The organism is Actinomycetospora sp. 2LY8.5, assembly GCF_057180585.1.
Genome location: NZ_JBXUHE010000012.1, coordinates 61,275 through 81,903, shown reverse-complemented (window position 1 = coordinate 81,903; position 20,629 = coordinate 61,275). Strand labels below are relative to the sequence as shown.

The following is a 20,629-nucleotide window of genomic DNA, read 5'->3' as shown; positions in this document are numbered from 1 at the left end:
CGGAGCGCGACGGCGCCGGGTCGAGCACTGCGACGAAGGAGCAGTGCGCTACCCAAGCCTTGGGGCGACCGTCAGGCCGCGCAGTCGCGGCAGATGAACAGGCCGCCGCGCTGGTCGGCGAGCCGGCTGCGGTGGTGCACGAGGAAGCAGCTCCCGCAGGTGAACTCGTCAGCCTGCTTCGGGAGCACCCGCACCGTCAGCTCCTCGCCGGAGAGGTCGGCGCCCGGGAGCTCGAAGCTCTCGGCGGTGTCGGTCTCGTCGACGTCCACGGCGGCGGACTGCGCTTCGTTGCGCCGGGCCTTGAGCTCCTCGAGGGAGTCCTCGCCCATCTCGTCGGTCTCGTTGCGGCGCGGGGCGTCGTAGTCGGTCGCCATAGCGGTTTCCCACCCTCGGTCGTGCCCGGTTCCTGCCCGGTTCCACTTCGGTCGTGCGGCAGCACAACGCGGGACGGCGACCGTTTGTGCCGACCGGGAAAGTGACCCGGGTCTCACCTCTGGGGTCCCACGGCACGGACGAGACGACGTCCGCGCACTGCGGAGCGGCGGGAGGGTAACTCACGTGAACCCGTGCGGTCAGCCGGCCCCTGGGCAGTCGCCGCGGAGTGTCGAGATCGTGACCTCTCCCGGCCGCGCCGCGCCGCGCCTCGCGGGACCGTCGGCGAGGCGACCGGGCACCACTACCCTGCCCGGTATCGGGGACGTCTCGGGGAGGGGCTCGGTTGGTCGGCTCGGTCAGGGCGGGAACGTCGCGGGTGCGCGAGGTCTACCGACGGCGCAACCTCGTGCCGGCCACGGTACTGGTGGCCGTCCTCGCCGTGGCGAGCATCGTCACGTGGACCGTGGTGTTCACCAACTCGACGGCCGGCTCGGTCACCTCCTGCAACGTCTCGCCAGTGGCCGGGGCGGGCTCGCCGCAATCGGCCGACGCTCTCGACGACCAGCCGGCGGCGGCGCCGGGCGACGTGCGGGTGCACGTGCTCAACGGCGCGGGTCAGCGCGGCCAGGCCCAGCTGGCGGCCGCCGAGCTGGGCGAGCTGGGCATCGCCGAGGCGGCCCCGCCCGACAACGACGCGCTCTACCCCGCCCAGGACCTCTCGTGCGTGGGCCAGATCCGCTACGGCCCCGAGGGGGCCGCCGCGGCCCGCACGCTGAGCATCGTCGTGCCGTGCGCGGAGCTGGTGTCCGACGGGCGCACCGGGGCCCAGGTCGACCTCGCCCTGGGCGACGACTTCCGTGACATCGCACCGCCCCAGCCGGTCACCGAGGCGCTGCGGGCGCTCGCCCGCCAGACCGCCACCGACGGCTCGGGCGCCCCGGCGGCGGTCCCGGACAACGCGGCGCTCACCCAGCTGCGCGCGGTCGACTGCAGCAGCTGACCCTCACACGATGTCGCCGGCGCCCTCGGCGACCAGCAGCTCGGTGAGCGGACCCGCCAGCGCCGGGGCCGCGACGAGCGTGGCCTCGGCGCCGAGGCCGTCGGAGTCCGTGCCGGGCAGCCGCACGGCCGCGCCCGCCTCCTGCGCGACGAGCCCGCCCGCGGCGTGGTCCCAGGCCTGCAGGCCGTGCTCGTAGAAGCCGTCGAGCCAGCCGGCGGCCACGGCGCAGAGGTCGAGGGAGGCGCATCCGGTGCGGCGCACGTCCCCGATGCGCCCGGCGATCCGAGCCAGCACCGCGGCCTGGCGGGCGCGGCGCGCCGGGTCGTAGCCCAGGCCCGTCCCGATGACGGCGAGCGCCAGCTCGTCGAGGGTGGACGCGCGCAGCGTCTCGCCGTCGCGGCGCGCCCCGTGGCCGAGCGCGGCACGCCAGACCCGCCCGGACACCGGCTCCACGACGGCGCCCGCGACGATCCGCCCGTCGACCTCCGCGCCCAGGGACACCGAGAACCAAGGCAGCCCGTGGGTGTAGTTGACGGTGCCGTCGATGGGGTCGACGACCCAGCGGACCTGTCCGGACGCGGGCGTGCCGCTCGTGCCGCCCTCCTCGCCGAGCACGAGGTCGCCCGGACGGCGAGCGGCGAGACGCTCGCGGACCAGCGCCTCGCAGGCCCGGTCGCCCTCGGTGACGACGTCGGTGGCCGAGCTCTTCGTGTCCAGCCGGCCGCGGCCCACCACGCGCTCCCGGACGGCGAGCGCCAGCGCGGCGGTCTCGCTCGCGACGTCGACGGCGATCGTCTCGAGCTCCGGGAACCCGATCGGGTCGGCCCCGTCGGCGAGGTCGGCGGTGCGGCCCGGGGAGCGGTTCATCCTGGCATCGGACCACACGTGGGTGTCCACGTGGCGACACGCAGGAACCCACCGGCAGACGAAGCCTGCGGAGCTCGACCCGTCGATCCGCGATCGCACCCCGCAGCCCGTCCGAATCGATCCTGCGACCCCGTCGTGGCCGCTCGGCGGGGCTCGGCGACTGTGAGGTGCGACGTCCGGCGCTCCGGCTCGTTACAATGAACAGGAGCCGAGGCGGTTCGCCGGGTGGGACCGGGCCCTCGCCTGTCGTCCCGCGTCCGGGTGGCCATCCGGCGACCCGGGTCCGTCGATTCCGTCGCCGTTCAGCCGTTCGTCACGAAAGGTCGTCTGTGGCAGCCGCAAAGTCCGCAACCCGACGCCGCGTCACCGACGCCTCCGACACCGAAGAGTCCGCCGCCGGCGGCCCGGTCGGTGTGGTCGCTGCTCCGGACGCCACCGAGGCGCCGGCGAAGAAGGCCGCCACGCGCTCCGCCAAGGGCGCCAAGAAGGCGCCCGCCAAGGGCAAGGGCGCGGCGAAGACCGACACCGACGCGCCCGAGGGTGCCGAGGAGATCGACGCCGAGGGCGGGCCCGAGGGCGCCGACCTCGAGGGGCTCGAGACCTCCGAGCTGGAGGCCGCGGCCTCCGAGCTCACCGAGGACGTCGTCGTCCTGGGGGCCGAGGTGGTCGAGGCCGCCGAGGTCGAGACCGAGGAGCCCACCGAGGAGGACAAGAAGTCCGGCGACTTCGTCTGGGACGAGGAGGAGTCCGAGGCGCTGCGCCAGGCGCGCAAGGACGCCGAGCTCACCGCGTCCGCCGACTCGGTCCGCGCCTACCTCAAGCAGATCGGCAAGGTGGCGCTGCTCAACGCCGAGGAGGAGGTCGAGCTCGCCAAGCGGATCGAGGCCGGCCTCTACGCCTCGGAGCGGCTGCGCAAGGTCGCCGAGGCCCAGCAGGAGCTCGCGACGCAGATGCGGCGCGACCTGCGGTGGATCGTCCGCGACGGCGAGCGCGCCAAGTCCCATCTCCTCGAGGCCAACCTGCGCCTCGTGGTCTCGCTGGCCAAGCGCTACACCGGCCGCGGCATGGCGTTCCTGGACCTCATCCAGGAGGGCAACCTCGGCCTGATCCGTGCGGTCGAGAAGTTCGACTACACCAAGGGCTACAAGTTCTCGACCTACGCGACGTGGTGGATCCGCCAGGCCATCACCCGCGCGATGGCCGACCAGGCCCGCACCATCCGCATCCCGGTGCACATGGTCGAGGTCATCAACAAGCTCGGACGCATCCAGCGCGAGCTGCTCCAGGATCTGGGCCGCGAGCCCACCCCGGAGGAGCTCGCCAAGGAGATGGACATCACCCCGGACAAGGTGCTGGAGATCCAGCAGTACGCCCGGGAGCCCATCAGCCTCGACCAGACCATCGGCGACGAGGGCGACTCCCAGCTCGGCGACTTCATCGAGGACAGCGAGGCCGTGGTCGCGGTCGACGCGGTCTCCTTCACGCTGCTGCAGGACCAGCTGCAGTCGGTCCTCGCGACGCTCTCCGAGCGCGAGGCCGGCGTCGTGCGCCTGCGCTTCGGCCTCACCGACGGCCAGCCGCGCACCCTCGACGAGATCGGCCAGGTCTACGGCGTGACGCGCGAGCGGATCCGCCAGATCGAGTCGAAGACGATGTCGAAGCTGCGCCACCCCTCGCGCTCGCAGGTCCTGCGCGACTACCTGGACTAGGTCCGGACTCGTCGAGAGCCCCGAACGGTGCGCCGTTCGGGGCTCTCGTCGTCCTGTACGACCGGTTCTCCCGGTGATCAGGGGTACCCCGTGCACCTGACCGCGCCCGTCTCGGTGGATGCGCCCGTGATCTCGGCGGAGGACGTGAAGGCCGGCGGTTCGTCACGGTCCCCCCGCGGGCGGGAGTGACGACCGCCGTGCCGCCGCAGTTCCCGCACGACGGCTCGAGCTCGCGAGGAGCCCGTCGTGCTCGACCGCAAGGGCCCCACCGGAGCATCCAGGGGCTGGAGCGCCTGCTCGACGAGGCGCTCCAGAAGGAGGGCGAGGGCGAGGACTGACCGGCTACGCCAGCTTGCGGATCTGCGGCCACAGGGCGGCCCAGGTGTCGCGGCGTCCGGTCGCGACGGCCACCGGCGCCCCACGCTCCTCGTTGTCGACACCGGCCTCGTTCTCGATCCGGGTCACCACGCGCACGTCGGTGAACCAGCGCCGCAGGGTCGCCTCGTCGTAGCCGACCGCCACGACGGTGGTCGCCGACTCCGGCGGCGGGCCCCAGTCGGCGTAGCTGTTCTGGCCGCTGTAGGCGGGTGGGAGGTCGGCGAACGCGGGCTCGTCCCGGAACACGTCGATCGCGCCCGCCTCGCCGTAGTTGCTTCCGAGCACCACGGTCGTGCCGAGCGGCTGGGTGCGGGAGACATCCGCCACCGTCGCGACGAACGTCGGCCACCCGACGGTCTCGGCGGCGATCGGTGACACGGTCTGCGGGCTGCCGGGCAGGGTGCGCTCCGGCACGATCGGCAGCATCAGCCAGGCCACGACGACGACGTTGACGACGAGCACCGCGCCGACGACCCGAGGCCGGACACGACCGTGCCGCATCCACGCCACGACGGGGACGGCGCCGGCCGCAAGCAGCACCGGGTACAGGCCCCCGAGGTAGTAGTGCTTGCCGCCCGCCGCGAGGAGCAGCACGAACAGCAGCCCGTAGGCGACCGCGAACGCCCGGGCGGACGCCACCTCCGGGTCGCGGACCAGCCGCCACAGGCCCGCGACCCACACCGGCACGAGGAACGGGCTGACCTCGATCAGCTGGAAGAGCGGGAACGTCCATCGCGGCTCGCTGCCTCCGCTGCCCACCGTCGCGATGTGCTGCCCGAACGCCAGCTGGGGCCAGCCGTGGACGGCCTGCCAGACGAGGTGCGGCGACCACACGGCCAGGGCGACCAGCGCCCCGCCCCACAGCCACGGGTCCCGGAACACGCGGCGCGGCCCGACCGCGAGCACGCCGACGGCCGCGACGCCGAGGAAGGCCACCACGAGCGCCTTGGTGAGCAGCCCGATCCCGGCCACGAGCCCCACGGCGAGCCACACCCGGCCGCCGTCGCGCAGGGCGCGCACCAGCAGCCAGGACAGGGCGGTCCAGACGAGGACGTCGATCGTGCTGGTGGACAGCATGTGCCCGGTGGCCAGCGGGAACGCGGCGCCGGCGACGCTGGCGGCGGCGACGGCCGCCGCCACCCTGTCGCCGCCGAGCTCGCGTGCCATCCGCCCCGTGATCACCACGCAGAGCCCGATCGCCAGCGCCGGCACGACGCGCAGGGCGGTCGGCGAAACCCCGAACAGCGCCTCCTGCAGCCGCGCCAGCGCGGGCACCACCGGCGGGTTGTCGACGTAGCCCCACGCGAGGTGACGCCCCGAGACGAGGTAGTAGAACTCGTCGCGGTGGAAGCCGTAGCGCGCCGACACCGCGAGCAGCAGGACGGTGACCGCCAGCCCGATCAGGACCGGCGCGGCCCCGAGCAGGCGCGACCGCGACCGCGCCACCCCCGTCACGCGGGGAATCCTGCCGGACTCAGCCCGCCGCGTGCTCGACGGCGTCGTCGGGAGGCCGCGGTCGGCGAGGTCGGCGGCCGCCGCGTCGATCGCGGGGGGACGCTGGTCGCGGTGGCTGCGGTGCCCGCCCTCTCCCGTACCCGACGGCGGGGTGCACGGGGCCGTCCGGACGATGGTCACGTTCGGTGCGACGTTCCTAGACTCCCCGGTCGTGACCTCCCCCGGTGTCCGGCGCTCGCCCCAGGGCGGGCTGGCCGAGGTGCTCGACCTCGTCCTGGACAAGGGCCTGGTGATCGACGCCTTCGTCACGATCTCGGTCGTCGGCATCGAGCTGGTCACCGTCGACGCGCGGATCGTCGTCGCGAGCGTCGACACCTACCTGCGGTTCGCGGAGGCGACCAATCGCCTCGACCTGCACGAGAAGGGGGGCGTCGGGCTCACCGAGCTGCCCGCCCGCATGGCCGAGAAGACCTACCAGGGCGGGGCGAAGGGCATCACGAAGGGCGTCCTCGACGCCGGCCACGAGGCGTGGCAGGAGATCCGCGAGGAGCGCCGGGGGAAGAAACGCCGCCGGCGCAGCGGGTAGCGATCGCCCCCGTGGCGCCTGACATGCTGACGCCCGTGCAGCCCGACCCCGCGAGCGACCTGCCCGACACCGATCCCGCCGAGGTCCACCGACGCTCCGTGGCGCTGATCCAGGGCATGGACGCCGGCGACCTCGACGCCGTGGGCGCGCTGCTCGGCGAGCTCGCCGGGCCGGAGGAGTTCGCGGCGCAGGTCGTCAGCCTCGCGAGCCTCGCCCGGCTGCTGCTCGACCAGCGCGAGGACACCGCGCCCGGCGCCGACGAGGCCCGCGCCGCCGTGCTGCACGAGCTGGCCGGCGTCCTGACGGCCGCCGAATCGCCCTGATCGGGTGCCGCCACGCCCCGTCGGGCAGGATCGGGGGGTGAGTGCCGCGAGGGAAGAGCCGACGAGCACCGAACCCACCGTCATCGAGGACGCCGCGCTGGCCCGCGAGCTGGCCGACGCCACCGGGGCCCTGCTCCTGGAGCTCCGCGACGGCACCGGCCCGGGCCGTGACCGGGAGTACCGCGGCGACGCCGAGGCGCACGACTTCCTCGTCGACGCGCTGCAGCGCCACCGTCCCACCGACGCCGTGCTGTCCGAGGAGGGCACGCAGGACCCGGCGCCGCGGCGCGGGGCGCACCGGCTCTGGATCGTCGACCCGCTGGACGGCTCGAGCGGCTACGGCCGCGGGGGCGACGAGTGGGGCGTGCACGTCGCGCTCCTCGTCGACGGTGAGCTCGTCGCGGGCGCCGTCGCCCTCCCGGCCCGCGGCGAGCTGGCCGACTCCGCGACGGTGACCCCGCTCCCGGACACGCCGCTCGACCCCGAGCGCGGACTGACGATCACTGTGAGCCGCTCCCGGCCACCGGCCGAGCTGCGCCGCCTCGCCGCGGTCTACCCGGTCCGGACGGTCGCCCTGTCCGCCGCGGGGGTCAAGACCCTCGCGGTCGTCGACGGGGAGGTCGACGCGTACCTGCACTCCGGCGGCCAGTACGAGTGGGACAACGCCGCGCCGGCCGCCGTCGCCGTCGGCGCGGGGCTGCGCGTCAGCCGGCTCGACGGCACGCCGCTACCGTTCGGGGCCGACGACCCCTACTCTCCCGATCTCCTCATCGCCCGGCCCTCCGCGCACGACGCGATCCTGGACGTCCTGCTGCGCTGACCGCACCCTCGGAGCGCGCCGGAGGTCGGTAGACGGCGCGACGAAGGAGCGCCGGCTGCCGCATCTCCTTGGCGCGAACGGCTAGTACCGCCAGCGCCAAGCGGCCAGGACGTCCTCGGTCTCGCGGTCGGCGGCGAACGCCGCGTCGGCGCGGCGCACCGCCAGGAAGGCGCTGAGCCGCTCGGGACCGAGCAGGTCGGTCAGGCGCGGGCAGGCCACGAGCGCGGCCTCCTGGTCGGCCTGGGTGGTGGGCAGCGCCGTGACGCCCGCCGCGGCGCGCTCCTTCTTCTTCCACGTCCCGGGATCCGAGGCGATCGGCGCGGGCGGCGCGAGGTTCTCCTCCACCCCGGCGACGCCCGAGGTCAGGATCGCGGACAGGGCGAGGTACGGATTGGCCGAGGCGTCGGAGACCTTGAGCTCGACGTTCGCGTGGTCCAGGCCGAGCAGCTCCGAACCCGCGACGTAGCGCACGGGGGCCTCGCGGTTCTCGATGCCCCAGAACCCGTAAGCACCCGCGAAGAAGCCGGGCCGCAGCCGTGCCATGGAGCCGATCGAGGGCGCGGTGATCGCGGCGAGCGCCGGCAGGTCGCGCAGGAGGCCCGCGACGTAGCCGCTGCCGGCCGTGCCCGGGCCCTCCTCGCCGCCGGCGAGCAGGTTGGTGCCCTCGCGCCACAGCGAGGTGTGCGCGTGCCAGCCGTTGCCCGCGAGGTTCAGCGACGGCAGCGGCGCGAAGCTCGCCCGCAGCCCGTGGCGCGCCGCGGCGGCGAGCACGGTCTGGCGGGCCAGGAGTTGGTCGTCCGCGGCCCTCACGGGGTCGGCGGCGCCGAGCGAGAGCTCGACCTGGCCCGGCCCGTACTCGGCGTGGAACTGGCCGATGCGCAGCCCGTTGGCCTCGGCGTCGCGCAGGACGTCGGTGACGAACGCGTCGATCTCGAGCAGGGCGTGGGGGCTGTACGCCGGGCTCCGGTAGGCCGGGACGATCGCCCCGTCCTCGCTCGGCAGGCTGACCGCGAACTCCAGCTCGTAGCCCACCCGCGCCGTGTAGCCGCGCCCGGCGAGGGCGTCGACCGTGGCCGTCAGCAGCGAGCGCTGGTCCCAGGGCCACGGCGACCCGTCGACGGTCACCTGCGTGCCCGGCGCCCAGGCGAGACCGGGCTGCCCGGCCAGCGGGGTGAGCCGGTCGAGGTCGGGCACCAGCCGCACGTCGCCCGAGGGCGTCTCGCGGCCCGGCGGGCCGTACTGGATGCCGTCGTTGGTGTCGAAGATCGAGAAGACGGTGCTCACGCCGATGCCGTGCTCGGCCGCCTCCGGCAGCGAGCCCACCGGCACGGTGCGCGAGCGCGGGATCCCGTTGTTGTCCGCCCAGACGACGGTCACACCCGCCACGCCCCGCGCGCGCAGCTCCTCGACGAGCCCCGCGGCGCGCTCTGCGATGTCGCCCACCGCTGCCTCCCTCCACCCGGCCGTATGACCCGAGAGGCTAGTGGGCGACGCGGGTCGGGCGGGCGACGTCCGTGCGTGACCGGGCGCGCCGCCCGCCGCGTCACCCCCCGTCGACCTTTCGTCGTTCGAGATCGACTCCCGATCGGGTGGTCTGCCGCCCTACCCCGGAACGAACGGTCTCTCACCTCCGATGAGCGGTTCGTGACGGACGACAAAGCGCCGCGTGAACACGAGCGGTCGCGGGCGCGGTCTGACACAGTGGAGAAGCGACGGTCGCACGGCCGGAGCTCGCGGGCTCGGACCCCTGTCCGAAGCCTCGACGGAGGGAGATGACGATGCCCGGCACCCTGACCCGGCCAGAACTCACCGCCTCGGACCGCTGCGATCGCTGCGGTGCAGCGGCGAAGGTTCGCGCCGTACTGCCCTCCGGTGGAGAACTCCTCTTCTGCGGGCACCACGCCCGGGCCCACGAGGCCAAGTTGAAGGAGCTGTCGGTGGACGTGCAGGCCGGAGAGACCGCATGACGGCCGCCTGACCAGCAGTTCTTTCGACGACAACATCACACGGACCAACACCGCGACGGGCGGGGACCTCGAGGTCCCCGCCCGTCGTCGCGTGTGGAGCGGATCTTCCGGAGCAACAGTGGGGGATCATGCCCCGGTCCGAGCCCGCCACCGGCCGCCCGATCTGTCCGGATCGGCACCGGGTCCCCGACCCCGATTCGTTCGTCCTCGGACCATCCACTCGTGCGCATCCGGGCCAGGCGCTTCGCCCGGCGACGAGCCGGGCGTGGCGGCGTGGTCATCACTCGATGGTGACGCTCCGACGAGCTCTGTGTCGTCGCGATGTCGGACCGCGACGACGGCGACAGCAGCTGATCGCCACGGTGTGTGATATGCACCACACGTTACCGCCCGAGCACGCTGCGTAGACGATCAGCGCCAGGATCGCAGCGTCGCGATCCGCTCCTCGATCTGCTCGATCGTCGCCATCGGCGTCGCCGGACCGCCGCAGTGCTTGCGGAGATCGCCGTGGATCTGCCCGTGGGGTTTCCCGGTGCGGTGGTGGTGCGCCGCGACGAGCCCGTTGAGCTCGCGGCGCAGATCCTTGAGCCGCTCGGCTACGCCGACGTCGCGGCGGAACTCCCGGGTGGGCTCGGGCTGCTCCGCGGTCGTGACCGCGGACGGGCTCTCCTCCCGGGCCTCCTCGCGGTCGAGCTGCTCGCTCTGCCGGCGGCGTAGCAGGGCGCGCACCTGGTCGGGCTCGAGGAGTCCGGGCAGCCCGAGGTAATCCTGCTCCTCGGCGGTCCCGGCGCCGGCGGCCGTGCCGAACGAGGCCCCGTCGTAGATCAGCTGGTCGAGCTCGGCCTCCGCCGAGAGGGTCTCGAACGCCTTCTCCTGGTCGCCGGGCTCGTCCTCGGTGCGGTTGGCCGCCTCGACGAGGTCGTCGTCCCAGCCCTCCTTCGACCGGTGGGGCTCGCCGAGGACGTGGTCGCGCTGCACCTCGAGCTCGCTGGCGAGCGTGAGCAGCGACGGCACGCTGGGCAGGAAGACGCTCGCGGTCTCGCCCGGGCGCCGGGAGCGCACGAAGCGTCCGACCGCCTGCGCGAAGAACAGCGGGGTCGACGCGCTGGTGGCGTACACGCCGACGGCGAGGCGCGGGACGTCGACGCCCTCGGAGACCATGCGGACGGCGACCAGCCAGCGGGCGTTCGTGCGGGAGAACTCGGCGATGCGCCCGGACGCCTTCGGGTCGTCGGAGAGCACGACCACCGGCTCCTCGCCGGCGACCCGGCGCAGCAGGGCCGCGTAGGCCTTCGCGGTCGTGTGGTCGGTGGCGATGACGAGCCCGCCCGCGTCGGGCACCCCGCCCTGGCGCAACTGGGTGAGCCGCGTGTCGGCGGCCTGCAGGACGGCGGGCATCCACTCGCCCTTGGGGTCGAGCGCGGTCTTCCAGGCCCGGGCGTTCTGCTCGGCGGTCAGCGGCTCGCCCAGGCGGGCGGTCATCTCCTCCCCCGCGCTGGTGCGCCAGCTCGCCTGGCCCGAGTAGGCCAGGAACACCACGGGGCGCACGACCCCGTCCGCCAGCGCGTCGGCGTAGCCGTAGGAGTGGTCCGGCCGCGAGCGCAGCACGCCCGTCGAGTCCGGTTCGTAGGTGATGAACGGGATCGGGCTGTCGTCGGACCGGAACGGTGTCCCGGTGAGCGCCAGGCGCCGGGTGGCGCCGGCGAACGCCTCGCGTGTCGCCTCGCCCCAGGACTTCGCGTCGCCGGCATGGTGGATCTCGTCGAAGATCACCAGGGTGCGGCGGCCCTCGGTGCGGTTCATGTGCAGCACGGGGTGCGCGGCCACCTGCGCGTAGGTGACGGCGACGCCGCGGAAGTCGGTCGAGGTGCGGCCGACGCTGTTGGAGAACTCCGGGTCGATCGCCAGGCCGGCACCCCGCGCGGCCTCGGCCCACTGGTGCTTGAGGTGCTCGGTGGGGCAGACGATCGTCACCGTGTCGACGGAGCGGTCGCCGAGGAGCTCGGTCGCCGCCCGCAGCGCGAACGTCGTCTTCCCGGCGCCGGGGGTCGCGACGGCGAGGAAGTCGCGGGGACGGTCGGTGAGATAGCGGGTCAGGGCGCGCCGCTGCCACTGGCGCAGCGGTCGTGCTCCCGAGGGATCGGTGCTGGTCTGGCTACCGGTCGCGCGGGTGGTCAACGGCCCTCCGGGGCGGAGTTCGGACAGGGGAGGCGGGCGGCCTACTCCCCGTCGTCACCACCACGGGGCATCTTGTTGAAGATCTCCTTGCACTTCGGGCAGACCGGAGAACCGGGCTTGGGCGAGCGGGTGACCGGGAAGGTCTCCCCGCAGAGCGCCACCACCATCGAACCGGTGACCGCCGACTCGGCCACCTTGTTCTTCCGGACGTAGTGGAACATCTTCGGTTCGTCGTCGCCCGTGCGGTCGGTCCCCTGCGGGCGGGTGTCGGGAAGCACCGCGGTCTGGCTCATGGCTCCATGATGCCCCACGGACCTGACCCGGGGCCCACGGCGGGCGGACCCGTGTCGTCCTCGCTGGTACCGGCCACTTCGTGCAAACGGCACCCACGCCCTGGCCGCTGCTGTCACGGTGACCTCGTCCCGGTCGCGGCGGTGAGGAGATCCAGGTGACCCATCCGGCCCGTGCCCCCGGGCGCTGCGCCGTCGCCGGCGCCGCGCCGCCCGAGGAGCTGCCCGGCGACCCGGGGTCGCTGCTGCGCGACGCGCTCGCCTTCGTCACCGAGCACCGGGCCCGCCTCCTGCGGCTGGGGCTGCACCTCGTGGTCGCCGCGCTGCCCCTGCTGGCGATCTCGGCCCACGTCTTCGGGCTGGCTCCGATGAACGTCACCGCCGGGCTCGTCGTGGTGCCGTTGACGCTCGCGGTGCTGCTGCTCGCGGTGTTCTCCCCGGTCGGAGAGGACCGGATCGTGCTGACGGGCGCGATCTGGGGCGTCATCGCGACGCTCGTCTACGACGCGGTGCGCCTCGACACCGTCTACCTGCTCGGGTGGTGGGGCGACTTCATCCCGACGGTCGGCACCTGGATCCTCGGCGTCGACGGCGGGTCGACCGCCGTGGGCGCGATCGTCGGTTACGTCTGGCGCTACGTCGGCGACGGCGGCGGCATCGGTGTCGTCTTCTTCGTGCTGGTCGCCGCCACCGGCCTGCGCCGTTGGGGCGAGCGCGCCACGGTCGCCGCCGCGGTCGTGTTCGCCGTCTTCCCGGTGTGGACGGGGCTGATCGCCACCGTCGCCGTCGCGCCGCGGGGCGAGCGGCTGATGTTCCCGCTGACGGTCACCACCGTGACGCTCTCCCTGCTGGGCCACCTGGTGTTCGGGCTCGTGCTCGGGCTGGGGTGCGCCCGCTGCCGGGGTCTCGAGGAGCGCTGGCCCTGGCCCCCGCTGCTCGACCGGCCGTGGGCGGGGGTGCCGGTGTCGGCGGCTCCCGTATCGGCTCCCGTATCGGCTCCCGTATCGGCTTCCGTCCCGCGGGCCCGGGCCGCGGCCGGTGACGGATGGGGGCCGGCAGCGCTCGTCGCGGGCCCGACCCGCACCCCGATCCCCGAGACCCCCGGCGAGATCACCGAGATCCGGGTGGAGCGCCCGCTGCCGCGGCGGCCCGGCCGGTCGTCGGGCTCGTCGCGCGGGCGACCGCCCGTCGTGGGGCCGGTCTCCGTGCCGGTCTCCGTGCCGGTCTCCGTGCCGGTCTCCGCGCCGTCCGAGGTCTCGGTCCCCCGGCGCCGCGAGCCGGTGTCCGGGCCGGTCCGCGTCGTCGGCACGCCCTCGCACCCGGTCCCGGTGACGGGTCCGGCCCGACCTGCGGGCCCGCCGCGGCGCCCGACGGGACCGGTGCCGGTCGCGCCGGGGCCGTGGTCGCGGGCGGTCCCGCGGACCGGACCCGGCCCGTGGCTCGGCGCCGGACGGACCGGCGTCACGAGTTCCGCCAAACCGCACCCGGCGTCCGGGACGCGCGGCTAGCGTCCGCGACCTGGGGGCACGACCGGACGGGCGGAGGACGATGAGCGGGTCGGCGTGGGGGTGTGACGGGCGGCGCGACCCGCCCCGCGCGAGCAGCCCCTGGGATGCCCTCGAGCGCCCGCGACGCCGGCCGCGGGACATCCAGGTGGCCGTGCTCGCCGTCGCCACCGCGGTGGTCCTGCTCTGCCTCGTCCTGCGGGTCGGCGAACCGTCCGAGATCTCCCACGGCGGCCTCGTCGTCGCCGCCGAAGAGAGCTCGGACGGCTCGGGGGACGGCTCCGGCAGCGATTCGGGCCGTGGCACGGAGGGCGGCGGCGACCAGGACGGCGACCAGGACGGCGATCAGGACCGCGATCAGGACCGCGATCAGGACGGCGGCGGCGGCGGTGGCGGCAGTGGCGGCGGTGGCCAGGAGGAGGACGACGAGGAGTTCCCGGGTCGCGACCAGATCGGGCGGGCCGCGGCGAACGAGTACGTCGACATCCAGCGGGTGCAGCGCGGGGCGTTCTCGGGCGAGGGCGGGGTGTTCTCGGGCGGCAGCTACACGGTCCGGTGCGCGGTCAGCGATCACAAGAACTCGGACAACTACCTGATCACGCCCGGGAAGCGGAACGGCGCCCAGCACGTGCACGACTACGCCGGCAACGAGGGCACCAACTTCGCCTCCGAGCGCGAAGTCCTCGAGGAGACCGAGACGACCTGCACCAACGGCGACCGCTCCCCCATCTTCTGGCCCGTCCTGCGCGACCTGCGCAACCAGGGACCCGACATGGGCGTCGACGGCGGCAGCCTCGACGGCAATGTCGGCTCGATCGTCGAGCCGACGGCGGTCGACTTCACCTTCTCCGGCCACGGCACGCGCCGCACCGAGCCGTTGCCGCTCAACATCGCCCTGGTCACCGGCTCGGCCAAGGCCGGCACCAACGACGGGGAGGGCGCCAACGCCAAGTACACCTGCACCGGCGCCGGCGGCCGGCTGACCGACCTCTACACGATGTGCCCCGAGGGGTCGGCGCTGCAGCGGATCTACGACTTCCCGAGCTGCTGGAACGGCCAGGACCTCGACTCCGAGGACCACACCACCCACATCGTCTTCCCCGACGAGGACGGCGAGTGCGACGAGGACCTCGTCCCCGTCCCGGCGCTGCGGATCACCGTGAGCTACGACGACCCGCCGCCGGGCCGCACGTTCGCCATCGACAGCTTCCCCGAGCAGCAGCACAACCCGATCACCGACCACGCCCTGCTCGAGTACCTGTCCTCGGAGCGCCGCGCCCAGGAGGGCGCCGAGTGCATCAACGCCGCACGCCGCTGCGTCCAGGGCCCCGAGCAGGACGGGGCCGCGTCGGGCTCCACCGCGTCGAGCGACCGCGTGCCGCGCTCGCAGACCTTCTCCCACGCGTTCGCCACGCACGCGACCGCGCACCAGCGGCGGCCCGGGCCCGCGGCGTCCGGCCACGGGGCGCACCACGGGGCGGGTCCGGCGCTCGCCGCGCCCGCCGCCCGCGTGGCCGGGGCGCTCGGCCCCGCCTCGCTCGCCCCGCCTGCGACCACGCCGGACCCGACACCGTCGGGCGGGCCGGGACGCCTCCCGGTGGCCGACCCCTCGGACACCCTCGGGCCGCTCCCCGGGATCACGCGCCTGCCCGGGCTCGCCGCACCGCTCGGGACGTCGCAGGGCGCGTGACCCGCGCGCTCAGCGCACCGCGTCCCACTCGACGACGATCACCGGCGATCCTTCGGGATCGAGGCGGATCGGGAGCAGCCGCCCGACGCGGACGTCGGCGGCGTGGTCGAACGGCACGCGCACCCGGCGGCGGATCACACGGCCGTTGACGTCGAGATCGAGCACCGGGATCGCCTCGTTGCCGATCGAGCTCGTGGTGCTGGTGACGCCGGCGATCCGGGCCAGGGCCGGTGTCCCGCGCCGCGCGGTGCGCCGCAGGGCGGCGGGGCTGCCGAACCAGCGGCGCTGCAGCGTCGCCCAGACCAGGCCCTGGACGAGCAGGACGCCCCCGGTGACGCCCAGGGCGAGGGCGGTCGCCCTCAGGGCGGTGCCCTCGAGCACGACCGCCACGAGCGCCAGGACGACGAGGCAGAGTGCGCCGCCCGCGAGGAACCAGCGCCCGAGGCGCGCGAGCGCGATGGTCATCTGCTCCCCCGGGTCGCGGCGACGGGGCGAGTATCGCGGAGGCGCTGCCCACCCCTCGCTGCCTACCCCTCGCTGCCCGTGCGCGGCGGCGCGTGGCCGGCGCCGTCCTGCTGCGACTGGCGCGGCCGCTCGGTGCGCTGGTCGAGCTTCTCGGCGGCCTCGATGATCTGCGCGTCCGGGACGGCGCCCAGCTCGCGGTCGGCGCGGCGGTACCGGTTGGCCTTCTCGGCCTTCTTGGGCGGCCGGTCGTTGGCGATGAGCACCGCGACCCACGGCAGCGGCACCGACAGCACGATGAGGGCGACCGCGACCCAGGGCAGGTTGAAGCCGATGCCCGCGACGCCCGCGAGCACGAGGCAGGGGATACGGCACGCCATGATCAGCGAGTAGCGCTTCTTGCGCGCCGCGAACTCCTCGTCGTACGAGATCGCGGCCTGGGTGATCAGGATCGGCTGTCCGTCGTCATCCTGACGTCGGTTCACCACGAGCGTCGCCTCCTTGGGCACCGGCCATCCCCCACGGGTGCCCTCACGCGCCACTCTGAACCTCGCGCCGTCACGGCGCCACCGGGAAGGCCGGTCAGGACGACGCCTCGGCCTCGACGGCCTTGGCGGCCTTGGCGGCCTTCTTCTGGGCCTGCTTGAAGTCACGGACCTCGCCGAGCGTCACCGGGTCGACGACGTCGGCGATCGAGCGGCGGGAACCCTCGTCACCATAGGACCCGGCGGCCTCGCGCCAGCCCTCGGGCCGCACACCGCACTGCTTGCCCAGCAGCGCCGTGAAGATCTGGGCCTTCTGCTTGCCGAAGCCGGGCAGCGACTGCAGGTTGGCGAGCACCTCGCGTCCCGAGCCCGCGTCGACCCACAGCCGCTCGGCCTCGCCGCCCCAGTCCTCGACGAGCCGGCGGCACAGTCCCTGCACCCGCTCGGCCATGGAGCGCGGGTAACGGTGCAGCGCCGGCGGGCCGGTGAAGGCGGCGACGAGGGCCTCGGTGTCGTACTCCGCGATGCCGGCGGCGGTCAGCGGACCCCCGAGGCGTTCGGTCAGCAGCGCGGGCGAGGCGAAGGCGCGCTCCATCGGGAACTGCTGGTCGAGCAGCATGCCGATGAGCAGGGCCAGCGGGTTGGCGCTCAGGACCGCGTCGGCGTCGGCGTCCTGGGCGAGGGTCAGCTCGGGCACGGTGTCAGCCTCGCAGATCCTTCTCCAGCACGGCGAACACGAAGTCGTCGTCGCGCGGCACCCCGACGCCCTCCTCGCCGTACGGGAAGGGACGGGACTCGCCGGTGCGTCCGTAGCCGCGCCGCTCGTACCACGCGATGAGCTCGGCGCGCCGGTCGATGACGCACATCTCCAGCACCGTCGCGCCGCGCTCCCGGGCGTTCTGCTCGGCGGCCTCCAGCAACGTCGACCCGACGCCGCCGCGCTGCTCGCCCGGGCGGACGGCGAACATCCCGAACGACGCCGTCGTGCTCCCCGACGCGAGGGTGATCGCGGCGCACCCGACGAGGTCGCCGGCCACGAGCACGGTGATCGCGGGGTCGGCGACGTCGGCGGCGAGCAGCTCGCGGGTCGTGCGGGGCCCGTCGATGAGGTCGGCCTCCGAGGTCCAGCCCTCGCGGCCCGACGGTCCGCGGTAGGCGCTGTGGACGAGGGCCAGCAGGGAGTCGACGTCGGCGGCCTCGGCGACGCGGACGGTGAGGGAAGCGGTCACGAGGATCCAGTCTGCCCCGTGACGGGCGCCCCTTCGAGCTGGCGAAGCCCGCGGTCGGTGTCGGCTGGACGGCGGCGGACGACGGGCACCCCACGTGCCCAGAGCCGGATCCCGCGGTGCCGGATCGCGGCCGCGACGCGCAGGGTGACCGCGGGATGGCGCACGAGCGAGGCCACCAGCGTGCGCGGGGTCGCGGGCCGCCGGCGCCCGCGCAGGGTCGCGACGAACGCCGTGGCGCCCTCGCGGCGCAGGACGACGGTGGCGGCGAGCGTCTCGCCGGGCTCGGGGACGCGCATCCGGTACTCGCCGTCGACGGGAAAGAAGGGCGAGACGTAGAAGTCCTTGTCGACCCGCGCGCGCCCCTGCTCGTCGACCTCGACCAGGTAGTGGTGGCGCCCGCCGTAGGTGTTGTGGACCTCGGCGACCACCGCGGTCAGCGCCCCGTCGTGGTCGCGACACCAGTAGAGCGTGATCGGGTTGAACACGTACCCGAGCACGCGCGCGTGGGCGAGCATGAGCACCCGCGCCGGGCGCGCGATCCCCCGCGCGGCGAGGAACGCGTCGACGTTCTCGCGGAGCGAGCGATGCGGGACGCCGATGTGGTCGGCGGCGCGGAACCGCGCGAACGGGCGCAGCGGCGCGGGCAGGCGGGGCAGGTCGTCGAGGTCGACGAGCCAGAGGTAGAGGCGGTGCGTGAACGCGTCGTCGAGGCGCTCGAGGCGGCGGTGGCCGACCTCCGCCTCGTAGATCGCGGGCACGCTCACCAGCTCACCCCGAGGGCTTCGGCGGCGCGGACGCCGGAGGCGCAGCCGTCCTCGTGGAAGCCCCAGCCGTGGTACGCGCCGGCGAAGGCGAGGCGCGCGTCGTTCAGCTCGGGCAGGCGGCGCTGCGCCGCGACCGACGCGGGCGTGTACGCCGGGTGCTCGTAGACCATCCGGGCGATCACCGTCGTCGGGTCGACGCGGTCGGTGGCGTTGAGGGTGACGACGTGGGTGTCCGCTCCAGCGAGGCCCATCAGCCGGGTCATGTCGTAGCTGACCAGCACCCGGTCCTCCCCCGGCACGCGCAGCAGGTTCCAGGCGGCGCGGGCGCCCGCGGCGCGGGGCAGCACCGAGGTGTCGGTGTGCAGCCAGGTCTCGTTGCGCGAATACCGGAAGGCGCCGAGGACGTCGGCCTGCTCGCGGGTCGGCGCGAACAGCAGCCCCAGCGCGTCCGGGGCGTGGGTGGCGACGACGGCGCGGTCGAAGCGGTACTCGGTGTCGGCGTCGTCGCGCAGGAGCACTTCCTCGCCCGAGCGGACCAGCGCGCGCACCGGCGTCGACACCTCCACCGCCGAGAGCCCCTTCGCGGCCCGCTCGACGTAGGTGCGCGAGCCGCCGACGACCGTGCGCCACCGGTGCGAGCCGCCCACCGAGAGCATCCCGTGGTGGGCGAGGAACGCGAAGAGGTAGCGCGCCGGGTACTGCCGCGAGAGCTCCGGACCCGACGACCACACCGCCGACACCACCGGCACCGCGAAGGTCTCCACGAAGAACCGCGAGTAGCGCCCGGCGTCGAGGAACGCGCCGAAGGTGACGTCCTCACCGAGCGGGGACGTCCCGTCGACCACGGCCCGGGCGGCACGGTGGAAGCGCAGCACCTCGCCGAGCATGCGCAGGTAGCGGAGGTTCGCGAGGTTGCGCGGCTGCGCGAACAGCCCGCGCACCCCGCGGGCGCCCGCGTACTCGAGGCCGGTGACCTCGTCGCGCACGCTCATGCTCATCTCGGAGTCCTGGGTGGCGACCCCGAGCTCCGCGAACAGCCGCAGCAGGTGCGGGTAGGTGACGTCGTTGTGGACGATGAACCCGGAGTCCACGGCGAGGGGCCCGACGTCGTGCGTGTGCGCGTGGCCGCCGAGCCGTGCGTCGGCCTCGAACAGGGTCACGTCGTAGCGGCGCTGCAGCAGGTACGCCGCCGTCAGCCCCGACACGCCCGCACCGACGACCGCGACCCGCTCGCGCATGCCACCACTCCCTCGTACCGACCCCTATGGATCCGCCAGGGGGACCGACAGCCCGCCGGGGTCCCCCGCCGCCATGGCCTTCGCGACCGGCTCGGTGAACGGTTCGAGACCGAGCGCGCCGAGGGCGAAGTGTGTGACGAGGTCGTGCCACGCGTGCGCCCTGCGCAGCATGGTGTGGCCGTCGCCGAGGACCTCGAAGCGCGCCACGCGGTCCGAGACCGACGCCACCCGCCCGGCGAACCACCGGGAGGCGTCCGGCGAGGTCATCCTCTCGCGGTCGCCGTGGGCGATGAGCACGGTCCGGTCGGCGAGGTGCGCGAACGGCTCGCCCCGCTCGATCCACGGGGCGAGCCCGGCCACGCCGACGACGCCGTCGTCACCCCCGACGCGCAGCGCGGCCCGGCCGCCCATCGAGTGTCCGACCAGCACGACGGGCACGTCGCCGTGTCGTCGTCGCAGGTCGCGCAGCGCCCAGCGGGCGTCCTGCACGGGGTCGAGGTCGGGCGCGTTCCAGCCGCGGTAGCGGTACCGCAGCAGCCCGACGTCGACGCCGCGCCGGGCGCCCGCCGCCGCGAGCGACCGCGCGAACGGCACCATGCGCAGGTAGGGCAGCCGGAGGCCGCCGGCGGTCTCGTGACCGTTCGGGCGGCCGCCGTGCAGCACGAGGACGGCCCCGGTGACCGGGCGGCGTGTCGCGGGACGGACGCGATCGAGGCGCGGGAGCGTCACGAGTGATCGAACCCCGCGCCCGGGCCGGACGAACGACCCGCCGACCCCAGCCGCCGTCTCGTCACGCATCCCGGCCCGCGGCCGGGAGGAGGGAAGCACTCATGAAGGCCGGAGACATGAAGGCCGGAGACACCGCCCCCGACTTCGAGCTCGCCGACGACACGGGCACCCGCCGGTCGCTGTCGGGGCTCCTCGCCGACGGCCCCGTGGTGCTGTTCTTCTACCCGCTGGCCTCGTCGGGCGGCTGCACCCAGGAGAGCTGCCACTTCCGCGACCTCGCCGGCGAGTTCGCGGCGGTCGGCGCCCAGCGCGTCGGCATCAGCGCCGACTCCGTCGAGAAGCAGCACGCCTTCTCGACCGCGAACTCGTTCGACTACCCGCTGCTCTCCGACCCCGACGGCGCCGTCGCCAGGCAGTTCGGCGCGAAGCGGTCGTGGCTGCCGGCGCTGCCGGTCAAGCGCAAGACCTTCGTCATCGACACGGACCGGAAGGTCCTCGAGGTGATCGGCAGCGAGATGAAGTTCGACCGGCACGCCGACGACGCCCTCAGGGTGCTGCGCGAGCGTCAGGGCGCCTGAG

The 20,629-nt window shown here is 74.3% G+C and carries 22 protein-coding genes; 9 read left to right on the top strand and 13 right to left on the bottom strand.

All coding sequences use genetic code 11. The features are described from left to right. Positions 1-71: 71 nt before the first annotated feature. Entirely contained in the window at positions 72-374 is a 303-nt protein-coding gene (locus tag AC2A1K_RS16015) for a DUF4193 domain-containing protein (RefSeq protein ID WP_133825164.1), read from the bottom strand. A 377-nt stretch (positions 375-751) separates the two neighbouring features. Here AC2A1K_RS16015 and cei point away from each other — a divergent pair, with 377 nt between their 5' ends. Continuing rightward, entirely contained in the window at positions 752-1,375 is a 624-nt protein-coding gene (gene cei / locus AC2A1K_RS16010; protein ID WP_483897293.1) for an envelope integrity protein Cei, read from the top strand. A 3-nt stretch (positions 1,376-1,378) separates the two neighbouring features. Here cei and AC2A1K_RS16005 read toward each other — a convergent pair whose 3' ends face one another. Further along, positions 1,379-2,242 carry an inositol monophosphatase family protein gene (locus AC2A1K_RS16005; protein ID WP_483897292.1) on the bottom strand — a complete coding sequence of 288 codons (864 nt, stop codon included), beginning with the start codon at positions 2,240-2,242 and terminating at the stop codon, positions 1,379-1,381. A 329-nt stretch (positions 2,243-2,571) separates the two neighbouring features. Here AC2A1K_RS16005 and AC2A1K_RS16000 point away from each other — a divergent pair, with 329 nt between their 5' ends. Next, positions 2,572-3,951, top strand: a complete 1,380-nt coding sequence (locus AC2A1K_RS16000; protein ID WP_483897291.1) for an RNA polymerase sigma factor — start codon at positions 2,572-2,574, stop codon at positions 3,949-3,951. A gap of 342 nt (positions 3,952-4,293) precedes the next feature. Here the strand turns inward: AC2A1K_RS16000 and AC2A1K_RS15995 are convergent, their stop codons facing one another. Beyond that, the gene (locus tag AC2A1K_RS15995) at positions 4,294-5,964 is read right to left on the bottom strand and encodes an ArnT family glycosyltransferase (protein WP_483897290.1); all 1,671 of its coding nucleotides are present in this window, start codon (positions 5,962-5,964) and stop codon (positions 4,294-4,296) included. A 31-nt stretch (positions 5,965-5,995) separates the two neighbouring features. Here AC2A1K_RS15995 and gvpJ point away from each other — a divergent pair, with 31 nt between their 5' ends. From gvpJ to AC2A1K_RS15980, 3 genes are read left to right on the top strand one after another with little or no spacing between them, the layout of a single operon-like run. Beyond that, positions 5,996-6,370 carry a gas vesicle protein GvpJ gene (gvpJ, locus tag AC2A1K_RS15990; RefSeq protein ID WP_483897289.1) on the top strand — a complete coding sequence of 125 codons (375 nt, stop codon included), beginning with the start codon at positions 5,996-5,998 and terminating at the stop codon, positions 6,368-6,370. A 35-nt stretch (positions 6,371-6,405) separates the two neighbouring features. Then, positions 6,406-6,693, top strand: coding sequence for a hypothetical protein (locus tag AC2A1K_RS15985; RefSeq protein WP_483897288.1), 288 nt, complete (start codon positions 6,406-6,408; stop codon positions 6,691-6,693). Between the two features lie 37 nt (positions 6,694-6,730). Then, positions 6,731-7,513 (top strand): inositol monophosphatase family protein, encoded by a 783-nt coding sequence (locus AC2A1K_RS15980; RefSeq protein ID WP_483897287.1) that lies wholly within the window; start codon positions 6,731-6,733, stop codon positions 7,511-7,513. 81 nt (positions 7,514-7,594) lie between these two features. On the opposite strand, the gene AC2A1K_RS15975 is transcribed toward AC2A1K_RS15980, so the two are convergent. Beyond that, positions 7,595-8,947 carry a type I glutamate--ammonia ligase gene (locus tag AC2A1K_RS15975; RefSeq protein WP_483897350.1) on the bottom strand — a complete coding sequence of 451 codons (1,353 nt, stop codon included), beginning with the start codon at positions 8,945-8,947 and terminating at the stop codon, positions 7,595-7,597. Between the two features lie 338 nt (positions 8,948-9,285). Between AC2A1K_RS15975 and AC2A1K_RS15970 the strand changes: the two genes are divergently transcribed. Further along, positions 9,286-9,480 carry a DUF7455 domain-containing protein gene (locus AC2A1K_RS15970; protein ID WP_274278939.1) on the top strand — a complete coding sequence of 65 codons (195 nt, stop codon included), beginning with the start codon at positions 9,286-9,288 and terminating at the stop codon, positions 9,478-9,480. 411 nt (positions 9,481-9,891) lie between these two features. Here AC2A1K_RS15970 and AC2A1K_RS15965 read toward each other — a convergent pair whose 3' ends face one another. Together AC2A1K_RS15965 and AC2A1K_RS15960 are read right to left on the bottom strand one after the other, a co-directional pair. Beyond that, complete coding sequence (locus AC2A1K_RS15965) at positions 9,892-11,658, bottom strand: DEAD/DEAH box helicase (RefSeq protein ID WP_483897286.1); 1,767 nt, start codon at positions 11,656-11,658, stop codon at positions 9,892-9,894. Between the two features lie 41 nt (positions 11,659-11,699). Next, positions 11,700-11,951, bottom strand: coding sequence for a DUF3039 domain-containing protein (locus AC2A1K_RS15960; RefSeq protein WP_483897285.1), 252 nt, complete (start codon positions 11,949-11,951; stop codon positions 11,700-11,702). 155 nt (positions 11,952-12,106) lie between these two features. Here AC2A1K_RS15960 and AC2A1K_RS15955 point away from each other — a divergent pair, with 155 nt between their 5' ends. Together AC2A1K_RS15955 and AC2A1K_RS15950 are read left to right on the top strand one after the other, a co-directional pair. Then, positions 12,107-13,456 carry a hypothetical protein gene (locus AC2A1K_RS15955; RefSeq protein WP_483897284.1) on the top strand — a complete coding sequence of 450 codons (1,350 nt, stop codon included), beginning with the start codon at positions 12,107-12,109 and terminating at the stop codon, positions 13,454-13,456. 40 nt (positions 13,457-13,496) lie between these two features. Continuing rightward, positions 13,497-15,143 (top strand): DUF1996 domain-containing protein, encoded by a 1,647-nt coding sequence (locus AC2A1K_RS15950; protein WP_483897283.1) that lies wholly within the window; start codon positions 13,497-13,499, stop codon positions 15,141-15,143. Between the two features lie 9 nt (positions 15,144-15,152). On the opposite strand, the gene AC2A1K_RS15945 is transcribed toward AC2A1K_RS15950, so the two are convergent. The 7 genes from AC2A1K_RS15945 to AC2A1K_RS15915 all read right to left on the bottom strand — a co-directional run bounded on the left by AC2A1K_RS15945 (position 15,153) and on the right by AC2A1K_RS15915 (position 20,050). After that, positions 15,153-15,608, bottom strand: a complete 456-nt coding sequence (locus AC2A1K_RS15945; protein ID WP_483897282.1) for a hypothetical protein — start codon at positions 15,606-15,608, stop codon at positions 15,153-15,155. Positions 15,609-15,670: 62 nt separating this feature from the next. Beyond that, positions 15,671-16,114, bottom strand: a complete 444-nt coding sequence (locus AC2A1K_RS15940) for a DUF3099 domain-containing protein (RefSeq protein WP_483897281.1) — start codon at positions 16,112-16,114, stop codon at positions 15,671-15,673. 73 nt (positions 16,115-16,187) lie between these two features. Further along, positions 16,188-16,787: an HhH-GPD-type base excision DNA repair protein gene (locus AC2A1K_RS15935; protein ID WP_483897280.1), complete on the bottom strand. Its 600-nt coding sequence runs from the start codon at positions 16,785-16,787 to the stop codon at positions 16,188-16,190. 4 nt (positions 16,788-16,791) lie between these two features. Beyond that, complete coding sequence (locus AC2A1K_RS15930; RefSeq protein ID WP_483897279.1) at positions 16,792-17,319, bottom strand: GNAT family N-acetyltransferase; 528 nt, start codon at positions 17,317-17,319, stop codon at positions 16,792-16,794. Then, positions 17,316-18,083, bottom strand: coding sequence for a DUF1365 domain-containing protein (locus tag AC2A1K_RS15925; protein ID WP_483897278.1), 768 nt, complete (start codon positions 18,081-18,083; stop codon positions 17,316-17,318). Before AC2A1K_RS15925 ends, AC2A1K_RS15930 begins: the two co-directional genes overlap by 4 nt. Further along, on the bottom strand, positions 18,080-19,321 hold the full coding sequence (locus AC2A1K_RS15920) for an NAD(P)/FAD-dependent oxidoreductase (RefSeq protein WP_483897277.1): 1,242 nt from the start codon (positions 19,319-19,321) through the stop codon (positions 18,080-18,082). The genes AC2A1K_RS15925 and AC2A1K_RS15920 overlap by 4 nt, the downstream gene beginning before the upstream one ends. 24 nt (positions 19,322-19,345) lie before the next feature. Continuing rightward, positions 19,346-20,050: an alpha/beta fold hydrolase gene (locus AC2A1K_RS15915; protein WP_483897276.1), complete on the bottom strand. Its 705-nt coding sequence runs from the start codon at positions 20,048-20,050 to the stop codon at positions 19,346-19,348. Positions 20,051-20,166: 116 nt separating this feature from the next. On the opposite strand from AC2A1K_RS15915, the gene AC2A1K_RS15910 reads away from it, so the two are divergent. Next, entirely contained in the window at positions 20,167-20,628 is a 462-nt protein-coding gene (locus tag AC2A1K_RS15910) for a peroxiredoxin (RefSeq protein WP_483897349.1), read from the top strand. Position 20,629: the final 1 nt, after the last annotated feature.

What these genes read in the sequence shown, in the direction of transcription:
- AC2A1K_RS15920 (WP_483897277.1), bottom strand. Translation starts at nt 19,321, where the DNA reads ATGCGCGAGCGGGTCGCGGTCGTCGGTGCGGGCGTGTCGGGGCTGACG.
- AC2A1K_RS15910 (WP_483897349.1), top strand. Translation starts at nt 20,167, where the DNA reads ATGAAGGCCGGAGACACCGCCCCCGACTTCGAGCTCGCCGACGACACG.
- AC2A1K_RS15970 (WP_274278939.1), top strand. Translation starts at nt 9,286, where the DNA reads ATGACGATGCCCGGCACCCTGACCCGGCCAGAACTCACCGCCTCGGAC.
- AC2A1K_RS16015 (WP_133825164.1), bottom strand. Translation starts at nt 374, where the DNA reads ATGGCGACCGACTACGACGCCCCGCGCCGCAACGAGACCGACGAGATG.
- AC2A1K_RS15945 (WP_483897282.1), bottom strand. Translation starts at nt 15,608, where the DNA reads ATGACCATCGCGCTCGCGCGCCTCGGGCGCTGGTTCCTCGCGGGCGGC.
- AC2A1K_RS15960 (WP_483897285.1), bottom strand. Translation starts at nt 11,951, where the DNA reads ATGAGCCAGACCGCGGTGCTTCCCGACACCCGCCCGCAGGGGACCGAC.
- AC2A1K_RS16005 (WP_483897292.1), bottom strand. Translation starts at nt 2,242, where the DNA reads ATGAACCGCTCCCCGGGCCGCACCGCCGACCTCGCCGACGGGGCCGAC.
- AC2A1K_RS15950 (WP_483897283.1), top strand. Translation starts at nt 13,497, where the DNA reads ATGAGCGGGTCGGCGTGGGGGTGTGACGGGCGGCGCGACCCGCCCCGC.